Source organism: Isoptericola sp. NPDC055881 (assembly GCF_053615895.1).
In genome coordinates, this window is sequence record NZ_JBSHCR010000024.1 from 36,293 (window position 1) to 60,091 (window position 23,799).

Below are 23,799 nucleotides of genomic sequence, written 5' to 3' on the forward strand. Positions count from 1 at the left end.
CCGGACCTCCGTCACGCTGCTGGCGGGCGCCCGGGGCCAGACGAGAGTTAGCGGAGGACATGGCAAAGAAGGACGGCGTCATCGAGATCGAGGGCAGCGTGGTCGAGGCCCTGCCGAACGCGATGTTCCGTGTGGAGCTTGCGAACGGCCACAAGGTCCTCGCACACATCTCGGGCAAGATGCGTCAGCACTACATCCGGATCCTCCCGGAGGACCGTGTCGTGGTCGAGCTCAGCCCGTACGACCTGTCCCGCGGTCGGATCGTCTACCGCTACAAGTAGTCAACCGTCACGACCGCCCGGGCCTCCGGGCGGTCCCCCCACCGATCACGCCGACACCCGCGGTGCGAACCGCGGGGTCCTCGAACAGCTGTGACGGGCTGATCGAGGCCGAGGCGGCGAAGGAAAGACACATGAAGGTCAAGCCGAGCGTCAAGAAGATCTGCGACAAGTGCAAGGTGATCCGCCGGCACGGTCGCGTCATGGTGATCTGCGAGAACCTGCGCCACAAGCAGCGCCAGGGCTGATCGCAGCCACCCGCTGACGGCACGCGCTCGCCGTCAGCCGAAGCGCACCACCACGAACCCGCCGCCACGGCGACGGGGGAACCCTCGGTCCAGGGGCCGGGGCCCGCGGTCATCGCGGGAGGGCGGTGCGGCAGACCTCTGGACGAAGTACAGGAGCCGGAAGGCACATGGCACGTCTGATCGGCGTCGACCTCCCCCGCGACAAGCGGCTCGAGGTTGCGCTCACCTACATCTACGGCGTCGGCCGTACCCGCGCCCAGCAGACGCTGGCCGCGACCGGGATCAACCCGGACCTGCGCGTCAAGGACCTTGGCGACGACGAGCTCGTCGCCCTGCGCGACTACCTCGAGGGCAACTACCAGCTCGAGGGTGACCTGCGTCGCGAGGTCGCCGCCGACATCCGCCGCAAGGTCGAGATCGGCACCTACCAGGGCCTGCGTCACCGCCGCGGCCTCCCGGTGCGCGGCCAGCGCACCAAGACCAACGCGCGCACCCGCAAGGGTCCGAAGCGCACCGTCGCGGGCAAGAAGAAGGCCCGCTGACGCCAGCAGTCCGGAACGCGGGCGCACCTCGCTGACGCCCGCACCGGTCCGACGACCTCAGACCAGGAGAGAACGAGCACATGCCTCCCAAGACCCGCGCCACGGCCGGGCGCAAGCCGCGCCGCAAGGACAAGAAGAACGTCCCGCTCGGCCAGGCGCACATCAAGAGCACCTTCAACAACACGATCGTCTCGATCACCGACCCGTCGGGCGCCGTGATCTCGTGGGCGTCCGCCGGCCACGTCGGCTTCAAGGGCTCCCGCAAGTCCACGCCGTACGCCGCGCAGCTGGCCGCCGAGTCGGCCGCCCGCCGCGCCCAGGAGCACGGTGTCAAGAAGGTCGACGTCTTCGTCAAGGGCCCGGGTTCCGGTCGTGAGACCGCGATCCGCTCCCTGCAGGCGACCGGCCTCGAGGTCGGCTCGATCCAGGACGTGACGCCCCAGGCGCACAACGGCTGCCGCCCCCCGAAGCGTCGCCGCGTCTGACCCTCCCGACGTCGTCGGGCCCCGGGGCCGAGGGATCGGCCCCGGGCTCGACGACGCCGCAGCCTGCCCGGGCGGGTGGACCGAGTCCCGCCCGGGGGCCGCGAGCTCTCGCGGATCCGTGATGCGTCATATGGCGGACGCACACTGAAAGGACCTGACCGTGCTGATCGCACAGCGCCCCTCCCTGACCGAAGAGGTCATCTCGGAGTACCGTTCGCGCTTCTCCATCGAGCCGCTCGAGCCTGGCTTCGGCTACACGCTCGGCAACTCCCTGCGCCGGACCCTCCTGTCGTCCATCCCGGGCGCGGCCGTCACCTCCATCCGCATCGACGGAGTGCTCCACGAGTTCTCCACCGTGCCGGGTGTCAAGGAAGACGTCACCGAGATCATCCTCAACATCAAGAACCTCGTCGTCTCCTCGGAGAACGACGAGCCCGTCGTGATGTACCTGCGCAAGACGGGGGCGGGCGTGGTCACCGCCGCGGACATCGTGCCGCCGGCGGGCGTCGAGGTGCACAACCCGGACCTGCACGTCGCCACCCTCAACGACAAGGGCAAGCTCGAGATCGAGCTCACCGTCGAGCGCGGTCGTGGCTACGTGTCCGCGGCGCAGAACAAGAACGACGAGGCCGAGATCGGTCGGATCCCCGTCGACTCGATCTACTCGCCGGTCCTCAAGGTCACCTACAAGGTCGAGGCCACCCGTGTCGAGCAGCGCACGGACTTCGACAAGCTGATCGTCGACGTCGAGACGAAGGCTGCGATCGCCCCGCGCGACGCGCTCGCCTCGGCCGGCAAGACGCTCGTCGAGCTGTTCGGTCTCGCCCGCGAGCTGAACGTCGAGGCCGAGGGCATCGAGATCGGCCCGTCGCCGACGGACTCCGCGCTGGCCGCGGACCTGGCGCTGCCGATCGAGGAGCTCAACCTCACGATCCGGTCGTACAACTGCCTCAAGCGCGAGGGCATCCACCAGGTGGGTGAGCTCGTCGCGCGCAGCGAGGCCGACCTGCTCGACATCCGCAACTTCGGTGCGAAGTCCATCAACGAGGTCAAGGAGAAGCTCGCCGAGCTGGGCCTCTCGCTGAAGGACTCGCCGCTCGACTTCGACCCGTCCAGCGCCGCGTACTTCAGCGGTGGGGACGACGAGGCCACGTACACCGACGAGCAGTCGTACTGACGTCTCCGCGCCCGCAGCAGCCCGCTCGACCTGACCGGGCCGCGCGGCGCGGATCCACCCTCAAGGAGAACCAGAAATGCCTACCCCCACCAAGGGTCCGCGGCTCGGTGGCAGCCCGGCTCACGAGCGACTGATCCTCGCGAACCTGTCGACCTCGCTCTTCGAGCACGGCCGCATCACCACCACCGAGACGAAGGCGAAGCGCCTGCGTCCGCTGGCCGAGCGCCTGATCACCTTCGCCAAGCGCGGTGACCTGCACGCTCGTCGCCGGGTGCTGACCGTCGTCCGCGACAAGTCCGTGGTGCACACCCTGTTCACCGAGATCGCCCCGGCCATGGCCGAGCGCAACGGTGGCTACACGCGCATCACCAAGATCGGCAACCGGAAGGGCGACAACGCCCCCATGGCGGTCATCGAGCTCGTCACCGAGCCCGTGAGCCCGAAGCAGGCCGTCGTCAAGGAGGCCACCAAGGCCACCGAGAAGTCCGCCAAGGCCGACGAGAAGCCCGCCAAGGTCGAGGACGAGGCCGCCGTCGAGGCGACCGAGGCCCCCGCCGAGGCCACCGAGGCTCCGGCCGAGGAGTCGAAGGACGCCTGACCCCAGGCTCCTGAGCGCTCCTTCGCGCACCACGCAGCCCCGTGCCACCGTGAGGTGGTGCGGGGCTGCGTCGTCCCCGGGAGGGCCTCGGGCAGGCGTCGTGGCACGGTAGGGGGATGGCTTCTCTCGGCGTGCCGGTGGTGCTCGTGCACGGGTCACGGACCTCCCGCACGATGTGGCGCCGCCAGCTCGAGATCCTCGACGGTGCGGGCGTCCGCGCGACGGCCGTGGAGCTGCCGGGCCACGGCGCGCGGCGTGCGGAGCCGTTCACCCTCGACGGCGCCGTGGCGGCCGTGCGCGACGCGGTCGACGCGGCGGGCGGACGGGCCCTGGTCGCCGGGCTGTCGCTCGGCGGGTACGTGGCGATCGAGCACCGCGCGCGGCACCCCGCGCAGAGCGCGGGCCTCGTGGCGGCGTCGTGCAGCACGGTCACGTCGTCGCCGCTGCGCCCGGCGTGGCTCTCGCTGGCCCGCTGGATCGAGCGCTGGCCCGACGGCGGCGCGCGGCTCAACGAGTCCTTCGTGCGCCTCGCCCTCGACGAGGAGGGCGTCCGGGACATCGGGGCGGGCGGCTTCGCCCTGGCGGTCATGAGCGCCGTGCTGCGCGAGCTGGCCCCGGTGGACGTGCTCGGCGCGCTCGCCGCGGCGGACAGCCCCGTGTGGGTCGTCAACGGGCGCTACGACCACTTCAGGACCCAGGAGCGGGCGTTCGTCGCTGCGGCCCGCCGGGGCGGGGCGCAGGCGCGTCTGGTGGTCGTGCCCCACGCCCGGCACCTGGTGAGCCTCGATGCTCCGGTGGCGTTCGCCCGGGTGCTGCTGGAGGCGGCCGCCGAGGTGGCCCGCGCCGGCCCGGGCTCAGGCGAGCGGCAGGTCCCAGGCGCGCGCCCCGCCGACCAGCGCGGCGGAGTTCGGCACGACGACGACGTCGTCGCCCAGGCGGTCGAGCGCCGTCGGGGTGATCCGACGCGAGTTGCCGCCGCCCAGGTACAGCCGGTCCCAGTGGAAGACGGGCCGTAGGCCGTCGACCGTCGCGACCACGCGGCGCGACCACAGCCCGTCGCCCAGCCGCCGCCGCTCCGGCTCGCCGATGTACTGGTCGTAGGTGGCGCCCCGTCGTACCGGGGCGTGCGACCACTCGAGGTGGGGCGCGAGGCGGCCGCCGTCGAACAGCGCGGACCCGAGCCCGGTGCCGAGCGTGAGCACCAGCTCCACGCCGGACCCGGCCACGACGCCCGCGCCGTGCACCTCGGCGTCGTTGAGCACCATCGCGGGCATGCCCAGGCGGCGTGCGAGGGCGCCGCGGACGTCGAAGCTGGACCAGGCCTCGACCAGCTCCGGCAGCACGCGCGAGCGCGGGCCGGACCGCGTGACGTAGTGCGGGGTGTGCACGACCACGCCGTGGCGGATCATCCCCGGCATCCCCAGCGTCACCCGGTGCGCCGCCGGGAGCCGGTCGGCGATGTCCGCGACCGTGTCCAGGAGCAGCCGCGGCGGCAGCGGGTACGGCGTGGGCACGCGGACGGGCGTGGCGTGCGCCGTGCCCGCGGAGTCCAGCACGGCAGCCTTGATGCCCCCGCCGCCGCAGTCGACGGCGAGAGTGAGCACGTCGGCGGTCCCGCCGTCGGGCCGGGGTCCGGTGGGGTGCGCCGTGGCGCCTGTGTCGACCATCAGGGGACATCATCCGGCCACAATGGGGCGGTGAGCACGCCGACACCGCCCGACGACACCCTCCGGGTGCGTCTCGACCTCGCCTACGACGGCACCCACTTCGCCGGCTGGGCGACCCAGCCGCGCCTGCGGACCGTGCAGGGGGTCCTCGAGGACGCCCTCGCCACGATCCTGCGCACGGAGCCGCTCGGGCTGCCGCGGCCCCGTCTGACGGTCGCAGGCCGCACGGACGCGGGGGTGCACGCGCGCGGCCAGGTCGCGCACGTCGACGTCCCACGGGCCCGCTGGGAGGTGCTGCCGGGCCGTTCCGACCGGGAGCCGGGCGTCGCCCTCGCCGACCGGCTCGCCGGGGTGCTGCCGCCGGACGTCGTCGTGCACCGCGCGTCCGAGGCCCCCGCCGGCTTCGACGCCCGCTTCTCCGCGCTGCACCGCCGGTACGCCTACCGTGTGGCCGACGACCCTGCCCTGCGCGACCCGTTGCGCCGGGACTGGGTGCTCTGGCACCGGCGACGGCTCGACGTCGACGCGATGCACCGCGCCGTCCAGCCCCTGGTGGGCCTGCACGACTTCGCGTCGTTCTGCAAGCCTCGCGAGGGCGCGACGACCATCCGTGAGCTCACCGAGCTGTCGTGGGCCCGGCCGACCGAGGGCCCGGACGCGGGTCTGGCCGTCGCGACGGTCCAGGCGGACGCGTTCTGCCACTCGATGGTGCGGGCGCTGGTCGGGATGTCGCTGGCCGTGGGAGAGGGGCGACGGCCCGAGAGCGACCCGGCGGCGGTCCTGGCGGGCCGGTCGAGGTCCGCGGCCGCGGGGGTCGTCGCGGCGCGGGGCCTCGTCCTGGAGCACGTGGCCTACCCGGACGACGTCGACCTCGCCGCTCGCGCCGACCGCGTGCGGGCGAGGCGGGAGCAGAGCGAGGTCGACTGACGCGGCTGACAGGGCTGACGGGGCTGACGGGGCTGACGGGGCTGGCGGGGCTGGCGGGATCACCGGGAGCGGCGCGGCGCGACGGCGCCGCGAGGACCGAGACGTGGCCCTGACCGGCTCAGTGCTGACCCAGGGCTGGCCCAGGGCTGGCCTCAGGGCCGGCTCAGGGCTCCTCGACCCAGTGCACGGCGGCCTCCTCGGCGCTCGCGCCCGCACCGTCGATGCCGGCGTCCTCGCCGTAGATGTCGTTCTCGCGGTCGCCGTCCTCGTTGGGGTCGGCGAACGGGTCCTCCGCGAGCCGCCCGGCGCGCGTGGTGTCCGGCCGGTCCAGCGGGTCGGCCTCCCAGACGTCCGGCTGCTCCTCGGCCAGCCGCCGGTCGAGGGGCTCGCCGGCCGACTCCTCCCAGGCGGTCTCGCCCCAGTGGTTCGACCGGGAGCGCTCGAGCGGCGAGTACCCCTCGTCGAGGACGTCGTCGAGCTCGGGGTCGAGCAGGGTGTCCTCCTGGGGGAGCTGGTCCTCGTCGCCCTCGGCTCCGGTCTCGGGGTCGGCGGAGGTGGCGGGTGTCTCGTCGGTCATGCCCCTACGGTGCCTCCCGGCGACGGAGCCCGCATCCCGCCACGCGGCCCTCCGCGGCCCTCTCGGGACCGTGACGGTCGTCGCTTTGACCCGTGTACCGAACGGCCGCTAAACTGGCTCGTCGTTGTGCTATGCCCCGGCGTCCGCGTCGTCAGCGCGCCCACTCGCACCCGACGATGCCCCGGCCAGGACGCCACCGGAGCACCCGCGCACAACAACCTGACTCATCGGGCGCCGCTTCTCGCCCGACGACACCGAACACGAAAAGGTGACGCAACCGTGCGTACGTACACCCCCAAGCCCGGCGACGTCCAGCGCGACTGGTATGTCGTCGACGCGACCGACGTCGTCCTGGGCCGCCTGGCGAGCCAGGTCGCCATCCTCCTGCGCGGGAAGCACAAGCCGACCTTCGCCCCGCACGTCGACGGCGGTGACTTCGTCATCGTCATCAACGCGGACAAGGTCGCCCTGAGCGGCAACAAGCGGGAGACCAAGCTGGCCTACCGCCACTCCGGCTACCCGGGCGGTCTCCGCTCCGTGGCCTACGGCGAGCTCCTCGAGAAGAACCCGGAGCGCGCCGTGGAGAAGGCCGTTCGCGGCATGATCCCCAAGACCACGCTCGGTCGCGAGCAGCTGGGCAAGCTGAAGGTCTACCGCGGCGCGGAGCACCCGCACGCGGCTCAGCAGCCCAAGCCGTTCGAGATCACCCAGGTTTCGCAGCAGGCCTGAGCCGCTGCCGGATGCAAAGCGAAGGAATCACAGTGGCCGAGACCACCGTCGACACCGAGCTGGACGAGAACACGCCCAGCACCTACACCTCTGAGTCCGCCGCGCCCGTCGCGGACGGCGGCCAGTCCATCACCGCTCCCGGGGCGGCCGTCGGCCGCCGCAAGGAGGCCGTGGCGCGCGTGCGTCTCGTCCCCGGCACCGGGACCTGGAAGATCAACGGTCGCACCCTCGAGGACTACTTCCCGAACAAGGTGCACCAGCAGCTCGTGAACTCGCCGCTGAAGCTGGTCGAGGTCGAGGGCCGTTTCGACGTCATCGTCCGCATCACCGGTGGTGGCCCCTCGGGCCAGGCCGGCGCGGTGCGCCTGGGCATCGCCCGTGCGCTCAACGCGATCGACTCCGAGGCGAACCGCCCCGCGCTGAAGAAGGCCGGCTACCTCACGCGTGACCCGCGTGCGGTCGAGTCGAAGAAGGCCGGTCTCAAGAAGGCCCGCAAGGCGCCGCAGTACTCGAAGCGCTGATCGAGCGCTCCTGGTCGGACACCGGCCGGAGCGTCAGCGCAAGGACGGCCCCGTCGGAACACTCCGGCGGGGCCGTCCGCACGTCCGGCTACGATCGGTGCGGCGTCCGTCGTGGACGCCGTGGGCGCCAGAGCGGAGCTCCCGCCGCGCCCGGAGGAGGAGACATCGTGCGACTGTTCGGCACCGACGGGGTCCGTGGCCTCGCCAACCGGGACGTCACCGCAGACCTGGCCCTGGGGCTCGGGAGCGCGGCGGCGCACGTCCTCGGGACGTCCGGCGAGTTCCAGGGCCACCGGCCACGGGCCGTCGTCGGCCGCGACCCGCGGGCGTCGGGAGAGTTCCTGTCGGCCGCGGTGGGCGCGGGTCTCGCGAGCTCCGGGGTCGACGTGGTCAACCTCGGCGTGCTGCCCACGCCCGCGCTCGCGCACCTCGTCGGGGCCATGGACATGGACCTCGGCGTGATGATCTCCGCCTCCCACAACGCGATGCCCGACAACGGCATCAAGTTCTTCGCCCGCGGTGGCTACAAGCTCGCCGACCACGTCGAGGACGAGATCGAGGCGCGGCTCGGCCAGGAGTGGGACCGGCCCGTGGGCGCGGACGTCGGGCGCATGCGCTCGGACACCGGCATCGCGGCGCAGCAGTACGTGGAGCACCTCGTGGCCAGCATCGGCACGACGCCCGACGTGCGGCCGCTGGAGGGCCTGCGCATCGCCGTCGACGCCGCGAACGGCGCCGCCAGCCAGGTCGGCCCGGAGGCGCTGCGCGAAGCCGGTGCCGACGTCGTCGTCATCAACGCCAGCCCCGACGGCCGCAACATCAACGAGAAGGCCGGCTCCACGCACCCCGAGCAGCTGCAGGCCGTCGTCGTGGCGGCCGAGGCCGACTTCGGCGTCGCGTTCGACGGCGACGCGGACCGGTGCCTGGCCGTCGACCACGGCGGCGTCCTCGTCGACGGCGACCAGATCCTCGGCATCCTCGCGCGCGCCCTCAAGGACGAGGGGCGCCTGCCGTCGGACACCCTGGTGGTCACGGTGATGAGCAACCTCGGCCTGCTGCTCGCCATGCGCGACGCCGGCATCACGACCGTCCAGACGGGCGTGGGGGACCGGTACGTGCTCGAGCAGATGCGGGCCCACGGGTACGGCCTGGGCGGCGAGCAGTCCGGCCACATCATCCTGGCGGACCACGCCACCACGGGCGACGGCGTGCTCACGGCGCTGCACCTGGCCGCGCGCGTGAAGGCGAGCGGGCGACGCCTGGCCGACCTCGCCGGTGACGTCCCGCGCCTGCCGCAGACCCTCGTCAACGTCAAGGGCGTGGACAAGGCCCGTGCGGGCGAGGACGAGGGCGTCCGCGCGGCCGTCGAGCGCGCCGAGGCGCAGCTGGGCGACACCGGGCGCGTGCTGCTGCGCCCGTCCGGCACCGAGCCGCTGGTGCGGGTCATGGTCGAGGCCGCCAGCCAGTCGCAGGCCGACTCCGTCGCGGACACGCTCGCGGCCGTCGTGCGCGACCGGTTGGCCCTGTGACGGACGGCCCTGTGACGGACGGCCCTGTGACCGACGGCCCTGTGACCGCCCCGGGCGGCTCGACCGACGAGGCGTTGCGGGCCGCGGTCGTCGACCTGCTGGACCGGGCGGACGCCGCCGCCGAGGGCCCCGGCACCGGCATCCTGCCGATCGTGCAGGCGGGTGCCCCGGTGCTGCGCGCCGTCGCCGCGCCGTACACGGGGCAGCTGGGCGACGTGCTGCCGCGGCTGGTCGACGCGATGCGGCGCACGATGCACGCCGCCCCGGGCGTCGGGCTCGCGGCGCCGCAGGTCGGGATCGGTCTGGCGATCGCCGTCGTCGAGGACGCCGGGACCCAGGCCGACGACCCGCGCGAGCGGACCCCGCTGCCCTTCCGGGTGCTCGTCGACCCGCGGTACGAGCCCGTGCCCGGTGCGGACGGCGAGCCGGAGCGCGCGGCCTTCCACGAGGGCTGCCTGTCCGTGCGTGGCTGGCAGGCCGTCGTCGCGCGGCACCGCCGCGTGCGCCTCACCGCCCGGGACGAGACCGGCGCGCCGGTCGACGAGGTGCTGTCCGGCTGGCCGGCACGCATCGTGCAGCACGAGACCGACCATCTCGCGGGCGAGCTGTACCTCGACCACGCACGCCTGCGCACGCTCACCTCGAACGAGAACCTCGTGCGCTACGGCGCGGTCGTGGACCTCGGGTGAACATTCGGCGCTCAGGGTGGAACCGGGGGAATTCCCCATGCAGCCTGTGCCCTGACTCTGCCTAGGCTGGGTCTCGTGACGCCGTCCGGCGTCGCGCGACCGCCGGAGGTCACCCTCCCGGCCGACGAACCGAGGGACCGTGCTGGAGAGTCTGTCGACGATGCTGGGACAGCTGGAGAGCTGGATCCTCGACCTGGGCGCGTCCGCGTGGATCTACCCCGCCATGTACGTCTCCGCGACGGTCGACGGGTTCTTCCCGCCGATCCCCAGCGAGTCCGTGGTCATCACCCTGACGGTCCTGGCGCACACCGAGGGCGTGCCCTGGCTGCCGGGCGTCCTCGCCCTCGCCATCGTCGGCGCCTGGACGGGCGACCAGATCGCCTACCAGATCGGCCGCTCCGTCGGCACCGAACGGTTCGCGTTCCTGCGCTCTGCGCGCGGCCGCAAGTCCGTCGCGTGGGCGCGGCACGCCCTCGACCACCGGGGCGCGTCGTTCATCCTCGCGGCCCGGTACGTGCCCATCGGGCGCGTCGCGGTGAACATGACCGCCGGGGCCGTCGGCTACCCGCGCCGCCGCTTCATGGTCTTCTCCGCGATCGCCGCCGTCACCTGGGGCGTCTACTCGATGCTGATCGGCCTCGCCGCGGCGTCCTGGCTCGGCCACAACACCCTCCTCGCGATGGTGTCCGGCGTGGTCGCCGGCATCCTCCTGGGCGTCCTGGTGGACCAGGTGGTGCAGCGGGTCGCCGGCCCCGCCAAGGTCTTGCCGGTGCCGGCCGACGAGGAGGGCGGCGCCGACGGCGCCGACGCCGAGCCCACCACGCGCGCCGCCTGACGGTCCCGTCAGAGCTTGCGCAGCCGCACCCGCTGCACCGAGTGGTCCGACCCCTTCGTGAGCACGAGGGTGGCGCGCCCGCGCGTGGGCAGCACGTTGTGCTCGAGGTTCGGCGCGTTGATCGACTCCCAGATCGACAGGGCCCGCTCCGTCGCCTCCGCGTCCGACAGGTCCGCGTAGCGCCGGAAGTACGACTCCGGCCGGCTGAACGCCGTCCTGCGCAGCTGCAGGAAGCGCTCCACGTACCACTGCCGGATGTTGCGCGTCCGGGCGTCGACGTAGATCGAGAAGTCGAAGAAGTCGCTCACCGCGACCGTGGACTCGTCCACCGCCGACGGCCTTGCCGGCTGGAGCACGTTCAGGCCCTCGACGATCAGCACGTCCGGCTTGCGCACCACGACCTCCGCGCCCGGCACGATGTCGTAGACGACGTGCGAGTACACGGGGGCGCGCACCTCCGGCTGGCCCGCCTTCACACGGGAGAGGAACCGGATGAGGGCGCGCCGGTCGTAGGACTCGGGGAAGCCCTTGCGGTCCATGATCCCGCGGCGCTGCAGCTCCGCGTTCGGGTACAGGAAGCCGTCCGTCGTGACGAGCTCGACGTGCGGGGTGTCCGGCCAGCGCGCCATCATCTCGCGCAGGATGCGCGCCGTCGTCGACTTGCCGACCGCCACCGACCCCGCGACGCCGATGACGTAGGGCGTGCGCGGCGGCTCCTCGTGCAGGAACGTCGACGTCGCGCGGTGCAGGCCGGCGCTCGCCGCGACGTACAGGTTGAGCAGGCGTGACAGCGGCCGGAAGACGTCGTCCACCTCGGCCAGGTCGATCGGGTCGCCGAGGCCGCGCAGGCGTTCGACGTCCGCGTCGGTCAGGGGGAGCGGTGTCGACGCCGACAGGCGGCTCCACGCGGCGCGGTCGAGGTCGACGTACGGCGAGGCCGGCGCGAGCCGCGTCAGGTGGTCGCCCAGCGGTAGGGGCGCACCGCCGCCGGGGTCGGCGGGTCGGGCGGCGGGGCCGCCGGTGCCGTGCAGCGCTGCCGGGTCGGGGAGGGGAGGTGCCACTCGTCGATTCTGCCCGAGTCGACCCAGAACCGGGCAACCACGGGCCACGGACGGCGTCCGGACCTCACGGTGGCACACGGTGGCACACGGTGGCACACGGTGGCGAACGGTGGCTCACGGTGGCCACGGGTCCGCGACGTCGCCGAGACGCTCCAGGAGGCGCAGGGCGTCCCGCGGCGCGTGGGCGTGACCGTCGTTGTCGAAGTAGACGACCACGTCCTGCCCGGCGTCGTGCCGGCGCCGCACCCAGCCGGCCCAGCGGTCGAGGCGTGCGTCGTCGTAGCGGCTCGCGTACAGCTCCGTCGGGCCGTGCAGCCGCACGTACGCGAGGTCGGCGGTCTGGTGGTCGAGCATCGGCCAGCGCCCGGCGCCGTCGGAGACGACGAGGGCGACGTCGTGGTCGCGCAGGAGCTGCAGGGCCGCCGGGTCCTCGAACGAGGCGTGGCGGGCCTCCAGGGCGTGCCGCAGCGGCCGGTCCTCGCCCGGGTCGGTCCACGCCTCGGCCCGCAGGCGGTCGTCGTGGGCGGCTGCCAGGCGTCCGGCGGCCGTGGTCGTGCGGGGCAGGAGCTCGAGGAAGGGCGCGAGCACCTCGGCGTCGAAGGAGGTGCGCTCGGGAAGCTGCCACAGCACGGGCCCGAGCCGGTCGCCGAGGGCGAGTAGCCCGCTCGCGACGAAGTTCGCCAGCGCCGTGCCCGGTTCGCGCAGGCGCTTGAGGTGCGTGACGTAACGGCTGCCCTTGACCGCGAAGGTGAACCCGGGCGGCACCTGGTCGCGCCAGCGGAGGAACGAGCTCGGCCGCTGCAGGCCGTAGAACGTGCCGTTGAGCTCGAGGGACCCGAAGCGCGCCGCGGCGTAGGACAGCTCGTCGGCACGCCGGGTGCCGTCGGGGTAGAAGGAGCCGTGCCAGTGGGCGTACTGCCAGCCGGACAGGCCCACGCGGACGCTCGCCACGGCGCCGAGCCTAGGGTCCGGGTCGGGTTGCTCGCGCGCGGGGCGAGACCGCGGTCGGCCGACGAAGGGGCATGATCGGGACATGGAGCTGGACGAGCTGTCCGACGAGCTGGAGATCATCTCGCGCGTGTACGAGCGACGCTTCGGCATCCCGCGCACCGACGACTGGCTGGTGCTGAAGCTGCACGAGGAGGTCGGCGAGCTCACCCAGGCCTACCTCGCCCGCTCGGGCCGGTCGCGCGACCGGGGCGAGGGCGACGGCGAGGTCGACGCCGCCTTCCGGGCGGAGCTCGCCGACGTCCTGGCCCAGCTGCTGCTCGTGGCACGCCGGTTCGGGGTCGACCTCGAGGCGGAGCTGGAGCGCAAGTGGTTCCGCTGGCGGTCGCTGGTGGAGCCGCAGGACGAGGCCGGGGTGCGCGCGCCGGGCTGAGAGAGCCCGTCGTGGCCACAGGCCGGGGGCAGGGGACCGACAGTGACCGGCAGTGACCGACACCTAGGCTGGGCCCATGATCATCGGCGTGGGTATCGACGTGGTGGACGTCGCCCGGTTCATGGCGACCGTCGAGCGGGTGCCGCGCCTGCGCGAGAAGCTCTTCACCGACGCCGAGCGCGACCTCCCGGCGTCGTCGCTCGCGGCGCGGTTCGCGGCGAAGGAGGCCATCGCCAAGGCGCTCGGCGCTCCCGGCGACCTGCACTGGCACGACGCGACCGTGCACCGCGTCGTCGGCGGCCCGCCGCAGGTCGAGCTGCGCGGCACGGTGCAGGCGCGCGCCGACGAGCTCGGCGTGAAGACCTGGCACCTGTCCATCTCCCACGACGCCGGCATCGCGTCGGCGATGGTGGTGGCGGAGGGCTGACGTCCGCCTCCGTCGCCGGCCGCCGCGTGTCGGTGGCCCACGACAGGATCGGTCCATGCCGACGCGCGAGGCCCTGGGCCGGGACGATCTTCTCGGTGCGTGGCGCCGGCTCGGTGTCCGCGACGGGGACGTGCTGATGGTGCACGCCTCCCTGTCCGCCTTCGGAGCGGTCGACGGCGGCGCGTCGGCCGTGGTCGACAGCCTGTGCGCCGCGGTGGGCGCCGCGGGCACGCTGGTGATGCCGGCGTTCACGCCGCAGGTCGCCGACCCGGACCCGTCCGTGGCCGGCCCGCCGCCGTCGGACGTGCAGGCCCGACGGGACGCGGTCCCCCTGTTCACGCCCGACACGCCCAGCCAGATGGGCGCCGTGCCCGAGGAGCTCCGCAGGACGGCGGGGACGCTGCGCAGCAGCCACCCCCAGGTGTCCGTCGTGGCCCACGGGCGCGCGGCCAGCCAGGTCGTGGCGCGGCAGAGCCTCGCCTACGGGGTGGGCGAGGTGTCGCCGTTCGGTACGGTCCGTGAGCTCGGGGGACGTGTCCTCCTGCTCGGTGTCGGCCACGACCGCAACACGTTCCTGCACCATGCCGAGGGGCGCAGCCCGCACCACCGCCGCAAGCTGCGGCGCTTCCCGGCGGTCGTCGCGGGGGAGCGGGCCTGGGTGGAGACCGCCGACGTGGCCGACGACCTGGGCACCCTGTTCCCCCTCGTCGGCGCGGAGTTCGAGGCGAGGGGGACGACGTCGTCCGGCACGGTGGGGCGGGCGCTCTGCCGCCTCTTCGACGCCGACGACCTGGTGCGGTTCGCCACCCCGAGGTTCGACGAGCTCCTGCGGCCCGGGGGCGCCGAGGAGGGCGGTCGTGGCGACCCGTGGAGCTCCCCGGCCCGGACGGCCGGGGAGCCCGGGGGCGCGGCGGTCAGTCCTGCAGCGCGGGGATGACCTGTCGCTGGAACAGCTCGATCTGGTCGCGGTCGGCGGCCGCGTTCGGGAAGTAGGTGATCGCGTACGTCATCCCGAGGGAGCGCAGCTCGGTGAGCTCCTCGACGACCTGCTCGGGCGTGCCGACCAGGGGGCCGTTGCGCCAGCTCGCGATCTCTGCCTCGGCACGCTCGCCGGGGGCGTACTTGCGGAAGTGCGACTCGATCCACGCGAGGCGGTCGTCCACCTCGGCCTGGTTCTCCCCGACGACCACGTTGTAGTCGGCGGACCGGGTGATCTCCCCGAAGTCCCGACCGAGGTCGCGGCAGTGCTGCTCCAGCACGGCGGACTTGTGCGCGAAGCCCTCGGGCGAGCCGTCGAAGTTGGTGTACTGCGCGAACCGCGCGGCGATGCGCAGCGTCTTCTTCTCGCCGCCGCCGGCGACCCACAGCGGGATGCTCGGCACGTCGGCGCCGCCGTCGCCCACGGGCAGCTGCTGCAGCGGCTGCGGGTAGCAGAGGGCGCCGTCCACCTGGTACGTCTCGCCGTCGAACTTCCCGGACGACCCGGTGCGCCACATCTGCGTGATGATCTGCAGGCCCTCGTCGAGCGCTCGCAGCCGCTCCCCGGCGCGGGGGAAGCCGTAGCCGTACGCGCGCCACTCGTGCTCGTACCAGCCGGCGCCGATGCCCAGCTGGGCGCGGCCGCCGGAGATCGCGTCCACGGTGGAGGCGACCTTCGCCAGGTAGGCGGGGTTGCGGTACGACATGCACGTGCACATCTGCCCCAGCTTCACGCGCTGGGACGCGGCCGCGAACGCCGCCATCAGCGTCCACGCCTCGTGCGTGGCCTCGGTGCTGGGCACCGGGACGGTGTGGAAATGGTCGTAGACCCACACGGAGTCCCAGGCCCACGGGCCGCCGGGGATCGGCTCCCCGGCCGCTGCGTTGTCGGCGTAGTGGAGCAGGGACAGCATCGTCTCCCAGTGCTGCTCCGGAGGGACGTCGGTGAGCGAGTGGCGCCAGCCCTGCGGGATGAAGAGTCCGAATCGCATGGGCCCGAGCCTATGCCCCACCTGCGTCGTCGGAGCGGTGGCGGCAGGATGCGTCTCATGATCACGTCGTGGCCCGCGTCCGCCGTCCGTGCCGCCGAGGAGCCGCTGCTCGCCGCCGGCGTCCCGCTGATGGAGCGGGCGTCGTTCGCCCTGGCGACGCACGTCGTGCGGGACGTCGCGGCGCGACGCGGCCCCGTCCGCGGGGCGCGCGTCGTCCTCCTCGTCGGGGCCGGGAACAACGGGGGCGACGCGCTGCACGCCGGCGCGGTGCTGGCACGCCGCGGGCTCGAGGTCACGGCGGTGCTGGTCGCCGAGCGGTTCCACGCGGAAGGCCGCGCGGCGTTGGAGGGCGCCGGCGGCCGGGTCGTGGAGCTGTTCTCCGCCCCGGGCCTCCTGGGCGCGGTGCTCGACGACGCCGCGCGCGCCGACGTCGTGCTCGACGGGCTGGTCGGCATCGGCGCCCACGGTCCGCTGCGTGGCCTCGCCGAGCAGGTGGTGAGCGGGCTGTCGGCCCGCGACGCACGGCGTGCCGGGGCCGACAGCCCGCTCACGGCGCCGTGGGTGGTGGCGGTCGACCTGCCCTCCGGCATCGGGGTGGACGACGGCGCCGTGCCCGGCCCGGTGCTGGCCGCCGACCGCACGGTGACGTTCGGCGCGATCAAGCCCGGCCTGCTGCTGCCGCCGGCGGCCGCGCACGCGGGAGAGGTGAGCGTCGTCGACCTCGGCCTGCGCCCGGAGGGCGACCCCGCGGTGCGGCGGCTGGCAGCCGCCGACGTCGCCCGCGCGTGGCCGGTGCCAGGGCCCGCCGACCAGAAGTACTCGCGCGGCGTCGTCGGCGTCGTCGCGGGCACGACGACGTACCCCGGCGCGGCAGTCCTCGCCACCACCGCCGCGGTGCGCGCCGGCGCGGGGATGGTGCGCTTCCGCGGGTCGGACGGCGTGGGCCGCCCGGTGCTGGCCGCCCGTCCGGAGGTGGTCACCGCGCCCGGCCGGGTGCAGGCCTGGGTGGTCGGGCCGGGAGTGCCGGGCGGCCCGGAGGCGGCGCACGAGGGGGAGGACTCCGGCCTCGACGACGGGCAGCACGAGCGCGGCCGGGCTGCGCTGGCGGCCGCGGCCGGCAACCTCGCCGGGACCGCCGGCGGCCCGGTGCCCGCCGTCGTCGACGCGGGCGGTCTCGGCCTGCTCGACGACGTCGTCCCGCCGTGGTTCGTGCTCACCCCGCACGCGGGTGAGCTGACCGCGTTGCTGCGCTCGCGCGGCGAGGACGTGCGGCGGGCCGACGTGGAGGCCGAGCCGCTGCTCTGGGCCCGGCGCGCGCACGAGCTGACGGGCGCGACCGTGCTGCTCAAGGGCGGCGTAACCGTCGTCGTGGGGCCGGACACCACGTACGCGCAGGCCGACGGCCCGGCGTGGCTGGCCACGGCAGGGGCGGGCGACGTGCTGGCGGGCGTGCTGGGCGCCATGCTCGCCGGCCGCGCGGACGAGGTGGTCGAGCGTCCGGCCCTCGCGGCCGAGGTGGCCGCGGCCGCCGCCCTGGTGCACGGGCGCGCGGCGCACCGCGCCAACCCCGGGGGCCCGGTCGCCGCCCTCGACGTCGCGGGCGCCGTGCCCGCCGAGATCGCCGCCCTGCTCGCGGGCCGCGACCCCGGGACGAACCGCGGGTGACCGCTCCCCGGTAGCCTGCGACCTGATGACGACGACACAGCCCGTGCGGGTCCTGCGCTCCGACGACCCGGAGGCAGCACGCCTCCTCGACTCCGGGGCGCGGGTGCGGTCCGAGTCGTGGGGTGCCCGGCTCACCGTCACCCCCGACGTCCTGGACACGTGCCGCGCGGCGGTCGACGCCGCGCGCGAGGCGGGGTGGACGGTCCGCGCGCTCGCACCCGAGGAGGCGACGGCCCTCGTCGCCCTGGACGCGGGCGCCGCGGGCGACTACCCGGTGACGGTCGCGACGTCGCACGACGTGCCCGACGCCGGCGAGCTCGGCGCGGCGCTGGCCGCCGGAGAGCGCTGGGCGTTCGGCGCGTTCGCCGCCGACGGCAGGCTCGACGCGGCGACGGTGCTGTACACGGCCGCGGACCGCGTCGACATCGACTTCACCGTGACGCGTGCGGCGGCCCGGCGCCGCGGCCTGGCCACGGCCGTGAAGGGCGCCGCGGTGCTCGACCTCGCCGCGACGGGGCGGACGCGGTTCGGCACGGGCGGGTCCGGCGACAACGTCGCGTCGCGGCGTGCGAACGAGGCCCTCGGCTACGTGGTCACGGAGCGCTGGCTGCACCTGGAGGTGTGACGTCCTGAGCTACCTCACCGAGACCTGAACTACCTCGGCGGGGTCCGGACTACCTCGGCGGGACCTGAGCTACCTCGGCAGGGCCCGGACTACCTCGGCAGGGCCCGGACTACCTCGGCAGGGCCTTCTCGATCAGGGTGACGATCTCCGGGTCGTCCGGCACGGTCTGCGGGGCGAACCGGTGCACGTCCGCCCCGGGGAGCACGAGGAACTTCTCGAAGTTCCACCGCACCCGGCCGTCGTGACCGCCGGCGTCGGGCGTCTTCTTCAGCTCGACGAACAGCGGGTGCGCGTGCCGCCCGTTCACCCGGACCTTCGAGACGACCGGGAACGTCACCCCGTAGGTGGTGGAGCAGAACTCGGCGATCTTGTCGTCGGAGGACAGCTCCTGCAGGAACTGGTTGCTGGGGAAGCCGACCACGGTGAAGCCGCGGTCGGCGTACGACTTCTGCAGCTGCTCCAGGGCCTCGTACTGAGGCGTGAGCCCGCAGCGCGAGGCGACGTTGACCACCAGCACGACGTCGTCCCGGTGCTCCGCCAGGGTCGTCGTCGTGCCGTCCATGCGCTCGAACGGGATGTCGTAGAGGCTCATGGGCTCCATCATGCCCCGATGCCCAGTGCTCGGTGCCCGGGGACCCGGGAGAATGGAGCGGTGCCCGCGTCGTCTGGAGGTCCCGGCCCGCACCGTCCGCCCCTGCCGGTGCGCGACGGGCTCAACCCCACACGGCTGGTGCTGCCCCACGACGCGGCGAGCACGGCCCGGTACACGACGGCGGCCCAGTACCTCCTGGAACGGTTCGAGCACGACGCCGCCCGCCTGCGCGAGAAGCTCGCGGCCGGCGAGGTGGTCACCGGCGCGGGCGTCGTCGTCGACGACTCCACGCCCTACGAGCCCCGCGGCTTCCTCTACCTCTACCGCGACCCGCCCGCGGACGAGCCCGAGGTCCCCACGCTCGCGGAGCTCGAGGTGCTGCACCGCGACGACGACCTGCTCGTGGTCGACAAGCCCCACCTCGTCGCGACGATGCCACGCGGCCGGTGGGTGACCCGCACCGTGCTCGTGCACCTGCGCGCCACCCTGGACCTGCCGGAGCTGGTGCCCGCGCACCGCCTCGACCGGCCCACCGCCGGCGTGCTCGTGCTGACGGTGCGGCCGCAGGTGCGCGGCGCCTACCAGACGGCGTTCCAGGACCGCGCCGTGCAGAAGGTCTACGAGGCGGTAGCACCGCTGCCGGAGCCCGGCTCGGCGGTGGCGGCCAGGCTGGGTGCGGGCGGCACGACGACGGTCCGCTCGCGCATCGTCAAGCACCGGGGCGTCGTGCGGGCGCAGGAGGAGGCGGGCGAGCCGAACGCCGAGTCACGGGTGACGCTGGTCGCGCGCGACGAGGCGCGCGGGCTCGGGCTCTACCGGCTGGAGCCGCACACCGGCAAGACGCACCAGCTGCGGCTGCACATGGCGTCCCTCGGGCTGCCCCTCCTGCACGACCCGTTCTGGCCGGAGCTGCGCGCCGACGCGCCCGACGACCCGGCGCGCCCCCTGCAGCTGCTCGCCCGCTCGCTCGCGTTCGTCGACCCGCTCAGCGGCGCACCACGGGAGTTCCGCTCGCGGCGCCGGCTGGCCGCGTGGCCGGCGTGGCCGGCCGGCGCGCGGGACGGGAGCGCGGCGTGAGAGCGGTGAGAGAATCGGTGACCGTGAGCACCGAGGTCCCCGACCTGCCCTTCGACGACGGCCAGCTGGCGCGCGCCGTCGTCGACCTGTCGGCCGTGCGCGACAACGTCCGGGCACTGGCCGGGCACGCCCCGGGCGCGGCGGTGATGGCGGTGGTCAAGGCCGACGGCTATGGGCACGGCATGCTCCCCGTGGCGCGCGCGGCGCTCGCGGGCGGGGCCACCTGGCTCGGCACCGCGGTGCCCGCCGAGGCGCTCGCTCTCCGGGCCGGCGGGATCGCCCCCGAGGACGCCCGGGTGCTGACCTGGCTCGCGGCGCCGGGGGCGCCGTTCGACCGCCTCGTCGCCGCGGGGGTGGATGTCGGTGTCGCGGCACCCTGGGCCCTCGACGAGGTGGCGGCCGGTGCGCGCGCCGCGGGCGGTCCCGCGCGGGTGCACCTCAAGGTCGACACGGGCCTGGGCCGCAGCGGGATCATGCCCGCCGACCTGCCCGACGTCGTGCGGCGCGCGGCCGCGCTCGAGGCCGAGGGCGTGCTGCGGGTCGTCGGCGTGATGTCGCACCTGGCGTGCGCGGACGAGCCCGGGCACCCGTCGATCGGCCTGCAGGCGACGGCCTTCGACGCCGCGGTCCGGACCGTGGAGGACGCGGGCCTCGACCTCGAGGTGCGGCACCTCGCGAACTCGGCGGCCGTGCTCACGGACCCGCGCCTGCACCACGACCTCGTGCGCCCTGGCGTCGCCGTCTACGGGCACTCGCCGGTGCCGCAGCTCGGGGCGCCCGGCGACTTCGGCCTGCGGGGCGCGATGACGCTCCAGGCCCGGCTCACGACGGTCAAGGACGTGCCGGCCGGCCACGGGGTGTCGTACGGGCACCACTACACGACGTCGCAGGACACCCGCCTCGGCGTGGTGCCGCTCGGCTACGCCGACGGCATCCAGCGGCACGCGTCGGGCGGCGCGGTCGGCGTCGGCGGCCCGGTGGGCGTCGGCGGGGCGCGCGTGCTGCGCGTGGCAGGGCGGGTGTGCATGGACCAGTTCGTCGTCGACCTCGGCCCCGGCGCGACGGAACGGGCGGGGGACGTCGTCACGCTCTTCGGGGCGTCGGACGGCGTCGACCGCGGTGCCGTGGTGCCGAACGCCGAGGACTGGGCCCGCGCCGCGGGCACCATCAGCTACGAGATCGTCACGGGCATCGGGGCGCGCGCGCCGCGCGTCTACACCGGCCTCGAGGCCGTGACTCCCACGAGAGAGGAAGGGCAGCGGTGAGCGACGTCGTCGTGCGGACGGAGACGGACCTGCCGGACGCGGAGGCCACCCGAGCGCTGGGGGCGGCCCTGGCGGGCGTGCTCCGCGCAGGGGACCTGGTGATCCTCACGGGCGACCTGGGAGCGGGCAAGACCACGCTCACGCAGGGGCTCGGGGCCGCGCTGGGCGTGCGCGGGCAGGTGGCGTCGCCCACGTTCATCGTGGCGCGCGAGCACCCGCCGCTCCCGCGGGAGGACGGTTCGCGCGGCCCCGCCCTCGTGCACGTCGACGCGTACCGCCTGGGCAGCCTCGGCGAGCTCGACGCCCTCGACCTGGACTCGTCGCTCGAGGAGTCGGTGACGGTGGTGGAGTGGGGCCGCGGCCTGGCCGAGGCGCTCACGGACGACAGGCTGGAGATCGACCTGGAGCGTCCCCGCGGGGACGCCGGCACGCTGTCCGGCGACCGGGCGGACGGCGCGGACGGGGCGCACGGGGCGGACGGGGCGGACGACGAGACCGACCCGGGCGCGGGGACGCGGCACGCCACGCTCCGTGGTGTGGGCGCCCGCTGGGCCGGCGTCGACCTGGCCGCCCTCACCGCACGCTAGCCAGGAATCGTGCGTGCTGACCTGATCCTCAAACCCCCGTGATGAGGATCAGGTCAGCACGGACGATGCCGCACCCCGATCGCTCGCAGGACCGTAGGCTGGGGGCGTGGCAGTTCTCGCATTGGACACGTCTGCAGCAGTCGCCGTCGCCCTCGTGGACGAGACCGGGACACGGCTCGCGTCGCGCTCGGCCGACGAGCGTCGCCGGCACGCCGAGTCGCTCGGCCCGCTCGTCGCGGCGGTGCTCGACGACGCCGGGCTGGACCGCTCGGCCCTCACCGCCGTCGTCGCGGGCACCGGACCGGCGCCGTTCACCGGCCTGCGCGTAGGCCTCGTCACCGCGCGCACCCTCGCGCTGAGCCTCGGGATCGACGTGCTCGGCGTGCCGAGCATCGACGCGGTCGCCGTGCAGGCGGTCGCCGACCTGGGCCTCTCACCGGGCGACGAGGTGCTCGTCGCGACGGACGCCCGCCGCAAGGAGGTCTACTGGGCGCACTACCGCGTCGTCGCGCACGAGGGGCCGCACGGCGTGCCCGTGGTCGAGACGCTGGCCGGGCCGGGCGTGGACAAGGCCGCCGAGGTCGCCGCACGGCTCGAGGACGCCCCCGCCGACGGGCGGCTGGTCGTCGTCGGGGAGGGCGCCACGCTGTACCCGGAGCACCTGCCGGCCGACGAGGACGCGCCGCTCGTGCCGGACGCCGCGGTCCTCGCGCGCCTCGCGCTCGCGCGTCGCGCCGCCGGCGAGGCGCTGCCGACCGAGCCCCTCTACCTGCGCCGGCCCGACGTGCAGGAACCCGCACCGGCCCGGCTCGTGCCCGCGACCGGGAGCCCGGCGTGACCACGGACCAGCCGGCCGCCGACCCGGCGACGCGGCCGGCGCCCCAGCCCGGTGCCGGGCTGCCGCGAACGGTGCAGCACGTGTACGCGCCGTCGTGCCGCCTGCGCCCGCTGCGGAGCACCGACTTCGACCGCGTGCTGGAGCTGGAGCGGATCCTCTTCGGCGCCGGGGCCTGGACCTACGGGATGCTCACCGACGAGCTCGCCGCGCTGGGGCGCTGGTACGTCGTCGCCGAGCCCACCGGGCCGGACGCGGTGGCCGTGTACGGCGTCGGGCCGAAGCCGGTCGTCGGGTACGCCGGCCTCTGGTTCGACGGCGACGTCGCGCAGGTCATGACGATCGGCGTCGACCCCCTCTACCAGCGCCACGGCGTCGGCCGCGCGCTGCTGGAGGCGCTGCTGGAGCACGCGCGCAAGCTGCGGGCGGGCGCGGTCCTGCTCGAGGTGCGCGTCGACAACGAGCCCGCGCTGGCGCTGTACGAGCGGCTCGGCTTCGAGCGGATCGGGCTGCGCAGGCGCTACTACCAGCCGGAGGACAAGGACGCCTTCACGATGCGTCTCGACCTGGGCGCCACGGCATGAGCGGCGCCTGGACCTCCCGCGCCCGGGTGCTCGTGCCCGTGGCGGAGCTCGCGGCCGACCTGCGGCTCGGCGCCGGCCCGGACCCGGCGGCGGGCGCGCCCGTGCTGCTCGACGTGCGCTGGGCGCTCGGGATGACGGACGGCCGGGAGCGCTACCTGGCAGGGCACCTGCCCGACGCCGTGTACGTGGACCTGGAGTCCGAGCTCGCTGCCGAGGCGTCGCCCGAGGAGGGCCGGCACCCGCTGCCCTCGGCGTCGTCGTTCCAGCGCAGCGTGCGGGCGTGGGGCCTGCGGGCCGGCTCGCGCGTCGTCGTCTACGACACGGTGGGTGGCCTGTCCGCGGCGCGCGCCTGGTGGCTGCTGCGCTACTTCGGGGTCGACGACGTACGCATCCTCGACGGCGGCCTGCCCGCCTGGGTGCGGGCGGGCCTCGCGCTGGAGAGCGGCGACGTGGTGCACGAGCCCGGCGACCTCGTCGTCCGTCCCGGGCACCTGCCGGTGCTCGACGCCGACGACGCGTCCGAGGTGGCCGAGACGGGCACGCTCCTCGACGCGCGCGCCCCGGAGCGGTACCGCGGCGAGACGGAGCCGGTGGACCCGCGCGCCGGGCACGTCCCGGGCGCCGTGAGCGCACCGACCGCGGGCAACCTGCGGGACGACGGCACGTTCCTGCCCGACGAGGAGCTCGCGGGCCGGTTCGCCGACCTCGGGCTGAGCGACGACGGCGACGAGGTGGGCGTGTACTGCGGGTCCGGCGTGACGGCGGCGCACGAGATCGCCGCCCTCGCCTGCGCGGGCATCCCGGCCGCGCTCTACGCCGGCTCGTGGTCGCAGTGGTCGAGCGACCCGTCCCGCCCGGTCGCCACCGGCGCACGCCCCTGAAGACGCTGTGAGCGGGCGAATGGCCCTCCTTCCGGACGGAAGGCGGG

The 23,799-nt window shown here is 74.6% G+C and carries 29 protein-coding genes and 1 pseudogene; 24 read left to right on the top strand and 6 right to left on the bottom strand.

Annotated features, from left to right (window positions below):
- Positions 1-59: 59 nt before the first annotated feature.
- From infA to ACWGKI_RS09590, 7 genes and pseudogenes are all read left to right on the top strand, one after another.
- Complete coding sequence (gene infA / locus ACWGKI_RS09560) at positions 60-281, top strand: translation initiation factor IF-1 (protein WP_012867920.1); 222 nt, start codon at positions 60-62, stop codon at positions 279-281.
- Positions 282-412: 131 nt separating this feature from the next.
- A complete protein-coding gene (gene rpmJ / locus ACWGKI_RS09565; protein WP_009740505.1) occupies positions 413-526 on the top strand; it encodes a 50S ribosomal protein L36 in 114 nt (37 codons plus the stop codon).
- 167 nt (positions 527-693) lie between these two features.
- Complete coding sequence (gene rpsM / locus ACWGKI_RS09570) at positions 694-1,068, top strand: 30S ribosomal protein S13 (RefSeq protein WP_452186506.1); 375 nt, start codon at positions 694-696, stop codon at positions 1,066-1,068.
- Positions 1,069-1,148: 80 nt separating this feature from the next.
- The gene (gene rpsK / locus ACWGKI_RS09575) at positions 1,149-1,553 is read left to right on the top strand and encodes a 30S ribosomal protein S11 (RefSeq protein WP_225564409.1); all 405 of its coding nucleotides are present in this window, start codon (positions 1,149-1,151) and stop codon (positions 1,551-1,553) included.
- 160 nt (positions 1,554-1,713) lie between these two features.
- Positions 1,714-2,730 carry a DNA-directed RNA polymerase subunit alpha gene (locus ACWGKI_RS09580; protein ID WP_380243303.1) on the top strand — a complete coding sequence of 339 codons (1,017 nt, stop codon included), beginning with the start codon at positions 1,714-1,716 and terminating at the stop codon, positions 2,728-2,730.
- Positions 2,731-2,806: 76 nt separating this feature from the next.
- Positions 2,807-3,328, top strand: a complete 522-nt coding sequence (gene rplQ, locus ACWGKI_RS09585) for a 50S ribosomal protein L17 (protein ID WP_452186508.1) — start codon at positions 2,807-2,809, stop codon at positions 3,326-3,328.
- Positions 3,329-3,501: 173 nt separating this feature from the next.
- Positions 3,502-4,077, top strand: a pseudogene (locus ACWGKI_RS09590) (alpha/beta fold hydrolase); the annotation flags it as partial.
- A gap of 105 nt (positions 4,078-4,182) precedes the next feature.
- Here the strand turns inward: ACWGKI_RS09590 and ACWGKI_RS09595 are convergent.
- Positions 4,183-4,995, bottom strand: a complete 813-nt coding sequence (locus ACWGKI_RS09595) for an ROK family protein (protein WP_452186510.1) — start codon at positions 4,993-4,995, stop codon at positions 4,183-4,185.
- Positions 4,996-5,025: 30 nt separating this feature from the next.
- On the opposite strand from ACWGKI_RS09595, the gene truA reads away from it, so the two are divergent.
- Entirely contained in the window at positions 5,026-5,922 is an 897-nt protein-coding gene (gene truA, locus ACWGKI_RS09600) for a tRNA pseudouridine(38-40) synthase TruA (protein ID WP_452186512.1), read from the top strand.
- A 163-nt stretch (positions 5,923-6,085) separates the two neighbouring features.
- On the opposite strand, the gene ACWGKI_RS09605 is transcribed toward truA, so the two are convergent.
- The gene (locus ACWGKI_RS09605) at positions 6,086-6,499 is read right to left on the bottom strand and encodes a DUF5709 domain-containing protein (protein ID WP_380243299.1); all 414 of its coding nucleotides are present in this window, start codon (positions 6,497-6,499) and stop codon (positions 6,086-6,088) included.
- Between the two features lie 279 nt (positions 6,500-6,778).
- On the opposite strand from ACWGKI_RS09605, the gene rplM reads away from it, so the two are divergent.
- The 5 genes from rplM (at position 6,779) to ACWGKI_RS09630 (ending at position 10,802) form a co-directional block, all read left to right on the top strand.
- Positions 6,779-7,228, top strand: coding sequence for a 50S ribosomal protein L13 (rplM, locus tag ACWGKI_RS09610; protein WP_380243298.1), 450 nt, complete (start codon positions 6,779-6,781; stop codon positions 7,226-7,228).
- A gap of 32 nt (positions 7,229-7,260) precedes the next feature.
- On the top strand, positions 7,261-7,749 hold the full coding sequence (gene rpsI / locus ACWGKI_RS09615; RefSeq protein WP_380243297.1) for a 30S ribosomal protein S9: 489 nt from the start codon (positions 7,261-7,263) through the stop codon (positions 7,747-7,749).
- A 164-nt stretch (positions 7,750-7,913) separates the two neighbouring features.
- A complete protein-coding gene (glmM, locus tag ACWGKI_RS09620) occupies positions 7,914-9,278 on the top strand; it encodes a phosphoglucosamine mutase (RefSeq protein WP_452186535.1) in 1,365 nt (454 codons plus the stop codon).
- 26 nt (positions 9,279-9,304) lie between these two features.
- Positions 9,305-9,967, top strand: coding sequence for a peptide deformylase (locus tag ACWGKI_RS09625; RefSeq protein ID WP_452186515.1), 663 nt, complete (start codon positions 9,305-9,307; stop codon positions 9,965-9,967).
- Between the two features lie 160 nt (positions 9,968-10,127).
- Positions 10,128-10,802 carry a DedA family protein gene (locus tag ACWGKI_RS09630; RefSeq protein ID WP_380243295.1) on the top strand — a complete coding sequence of 225 codons (675 nt, stop codon included), beginning with the start codon at positions 10,128-10,130 and terminating at the stop codon, positions 10,800-10,802.
- 8 nt (positions 10,803-10,810) lie between these two features.
- Here ACWGKI_RS09630 and coaA read toward each other — a convergent pair whose 3' ends face one another.
- Together coaA and ACWGKI_RS09640 are read right to left on the bottom strand one after the other, a co-directional pair.
- Entirely contained in the window at positions 10,811-11,758 is a 948-nt protein-coding gene (coaA, locus tag ACWGKI_RS09635; protein ID WP_380243307.1) for a type I pantothenate kinase, read from the bottom strand.
- Between the two features lie 219 nt (positions 11,759-11,977).
- The gene (locus ACWGKI_RS09640) at positions 11,978-12,814 is read right to left on the bottom strand and encodes a DUF72 domain-containing protein (RefSeq protein ID WP_452186517.1); all 837 of its coding nucleotides are present in this window, start codon (positions 12,812-12,814) and stop codon (positions 11,978-11,980) included.
- Between the two features lie 82 nt (positions 12,815-12,896).
- Here ACWGKI_RS09640 and ACWGKI_RS09645 point away from each other — a divergent pair, with 82 nt between their 5' ends.
- From ACWGKI_RS09645 to ACWGKI_RS09655, 3 genes are all read left to right on the top strand, one after another.
- Entirely contained in the window at positions 12,897-13,244 is a 348-nt protein-coding gene (locus ACWGKI_RS09645) for a nucleoside triphosphate pyrophosphohydrolase family protein (protein WP_380243293.1), read from the top strand.
- A gap of 76 nt (positions 13,245-13,320) precedes the next feature.
- Positions 13,321-13,671, top strand: a complete 351-nt coding sequence (locus ACWGKI_RS09650; protein ID WP_380243292.1) for a holo-ACP synthase — start codon at positions 13,321-13,323, stop codon at positions 13,669-13,671.
- Positions 13,672-13,726: 55 nt separating this feature from the next.
- Positions 13,727-14,608 carry an aminoglycoside N(3)-acetyltransferase gene (locus ACWGKI_RS09655; RefSeq protein ID WP_452186519.1) on the top strand — a complete coding sequence of 294 codons (882 nt, stop codon included), beginning with the start codon at positions 13,727-13,729 and terminating at the stop codon, positions 14,606-14,608.
- On the opposite strand, the gene ACWGKI_RS09660 is transcribed toward ACWGKI_RS09655, so the two are convergent.
- The gene (locus tag ACWGKI_RS09660; protein WP_452186521.1) at positions 14,586-15,641 is read right to left on the bottom strand and encodes an LLM class F420-dependent oxidoreductase; all 1,056 of its coding nucleotides are present in this window, start codon (positions 15,639-15,641) and stop codon (positions 14,586-14,588) included. The genes ACWGKI_RS09655 and ACWGKI_RS09660 overlap by 23 nt on opposite strands.
- 57 nt (positions 15,642-15,698) lie before the next feature.
- Here ACWGKI_RS09660 and ACWGKI_RS09665 point away from each other — a divergent pair, with 57 nt between their 5' ends.
- Positions 15,699-17,306, top strand: coding sequence for an NAD(P)H-hydrate epimerase (locus tag ACWGKI_RS09665; RefSeq protein ID WP_452186522.1), 1,608 nt, complete (start codon positions 15,699-15,701; stop codon positions 17,304-17,306).
- A 25-nt stretch (positions 17,307-17,331) separates the two neighbouring features.
- A complete protein-coding gene (locus tag ACWGKI_RS09670) occupies positions 17,332-17,931 on the top strand; it encodes an acetyltransferase (protein WP_452186524.1) in 600 nt (199 codons plus the stop codon).
- Positions 17,932-18,040: 109 nt separating this feature from the next.
- On the opposite strand, the gene ACWGKI_RS09675 is transcribed toward ACWGKI_RS09670, so the two are convergent.
- Positions 18,041-18,523: a glutathione peroxidase gene (locus ACWGKI_RS09675; RefSeq protein WP_452186526.1), complete on the bottom strand. Its 483-nt coding sequence runs from the start codon at positions 18,521-18,523 to the stop codon at positions 18,041-18,043.
- Between the two features lie 60 nt (positions 18,524-18,583).
- Here ACWGKI_RS09675 and ACWGKI_RS09680 point away from each other — a divergent pair, with 60 nt between their 5' ends.
- The 6 genes from ACWGKI_RS09680 to ACWGKI_RS09705 all read left to right on the top strand — a co-directional run bounded on the left by ACWGKI_RS09680 (position 18,584) and on the right by ACWGKI_RS09705 (position 23,752).
- Positions 18,584-19,600, top strand: coding sequence for a pseudouridine synthase (locus tag ACWGKI_RS09680; RefSeq protein ID WP_452186528.1), 1,017 nt, complete (start codon positions 18,584-18,586; stop codon positions 19,598-19,600).
- A 23-nt stretch (positions 19,601-19,623) separates the two neighbouring features.
- A complete protein-coding gene (alr, locus tag ACWGKI_RS09685) occupies positions 19,624-20,865 on the top strand; it encodes an alanine racemase (RefSeq protein WP_452186530.1) in 1,242 nt (413 codons plus the stop codon).
- Complete coding sequence (tsaE, locus tag ACWGKI_RS09690) at positions 20,862-21,452, top strand: tRNA (adenosine(37)-N6)-threonylcarbamoyltransferase complex ATPase subunit type 1 TsaE (protein WP_452186532.1); 591 nt, start codon at positions 20,862-20,864, stop codon at positions 21,450-21,452. The genes alr and tsaE overlap by 4 nt, the downstream gene beginning before the upstream one ends.
- 106 nt (positions 21,453-21,558) lie before the next feature.
- Positions 21,559-22,290: a tRNA (adenosine(37)-N6)-threonylcarbamoyltransferase complex dimerization subunit type 1 TsaB gene (gene tsaB / locus ACWGKI_RS09695; RefSeq protein WP_380245599.1), complete on the top strand. Its 732-nt coding sequence runs from the start codon at positions 21,559-21,561 to the stop codon at positions 22,288-22,290.
- Between the two features lie 80 nt (positions 22,291-22,370).
- On the top strand, positions 22,371-22,871 hold the full coding sequence (gene rimI, locus ACWGKI_RS09700) for a ribosomal protein S18-alanine N-acetyltransferase (protein WP_380245601.1): 501 nt from the start codon (positions 22,371-22,373) through the stop codon (positions 22,869-22,871).
- Positions 22,868-23,752, top strand: coding sequence for a sulfurtransferase (locus ACWGKI_RS09705; RefSeq protein WP_380245598.1), 885 nt, complete (start codon positions 22,868-22,870; stop codon positions 23,750-23,752). Before rimI ends, ACWGKI_RS09705 begins: the two co-directional genes overlap by 4 nt.
- Positions 23,753-23,799: the final 47 nt, after the last annotated feature.

Coding starts and splice junctions, on each gene's coding strand:
- ACWGKI_RS09670 (WP_452186524.1), top strand. CDS start 17,332: ATGACGACGACACAGCCCGTGCGGGTCCTGCGCTCCGACGACCCGGAG.
- ACWGKI_RS09665 (WP_452186522.1), top strand. CDS start 15,699: ATGATCACGTCGTGGCCCGCGTCCGCCGTCCGTGCCGCCGAGGAGCCG.
- ACWGKI_RS09595 (WP_452186510.1), bottom strand. CDS start 4,995: ATGGTCGACACAGGCGCCACGGCGCACCCCACCGGACCCCGGCCCGAC.
- ACWGKI_RS09705 (WP_380245598.1), top strand. CDS start 22,868: ATGAGCGGCGCCTGGACCTCCCGCGCCCGGGTGCTCGTGCCCGTGGCG.
- rplQ (WP_452186508.1), top strand. CDS start 2,807: ATGCCTACCCCCACCAAGGGTCCGCGGCTCGGTGGCAGCCCGGCTCAC.
- ACWGKI_RS09655 (WP_452186519.1), top strand. CDS start 13,727: ATGCCGACGCGCGAGGCCCTGGGCCGGGACGATCTTCTCGGTGCGTGG.
- ACWGKI_RS09645 (WP_380243293.1), top strand. CDS start 12,897: ATGGAGCTGGACGAGCTGTCCGACGAGCTGGAGATCATCTCGCGCGTG.
- ACWGKI_RS09675 (WP_452186526.1), bottom strand. CDS start 18,523: ATGAGCCTCTACGACATCCCGTTCGAGCGCATGGACGGCACGACGACG.
- infA (WP_012867920.1), top strand. CDS start 60: ATGGCAAAGAAGGACGGCGTCATCGAGATCGAGGGCAGCGTGGTCGAG.
- rpmJ (WP_009740505.1), top strand. CDS start 413: ATGAAGGTCAAGCCGAGCGTCAAGAAGATCTGCGACAAGTGCAAGGTG.
- ACWGKI_RS09660 (WP_452186521.1), bottom strand. CDS start 15,641: ATGCGATTCGGACTCTTCATCCCGCAGGGCTGGCGCCACTCGCTCACC.
- rpsM (WP_452186506.1), top strand. CDS start 694: ATGGCACGTCTGATCGGCGTCGACCTCCCCCGCGACAAGCGGCTCGAG.
- ACWGKI_RS09605 (WP_380243299.1), bottom strand. CDS start 6,499: ATGACCGACGAGACACCCGCCACCTCCGCCGACCCCGAGACCGGAGCC.
- ACWGKI_RS09630 (WP_380243295.1), top strand. CDS start 10,128: ATGCTGGGACAGCTGGAGAGCTGGATCCTCGACCTGGGCGCGTCCGCG.
- rpsK (WP_225564409.1), top strand. CDS start 1,149: ATGCCTCCCAAGACCCGCGCCACGGCCGGGCGCAAGCCGCGCCGCAAG.
- ACWGKI_RS09650 (WP_380243292.1), top strand. CDS start 13,321: ATGATCATCGGCGTGGGTATCGACGTGGTGGACGTCGCCCGGTTCATG.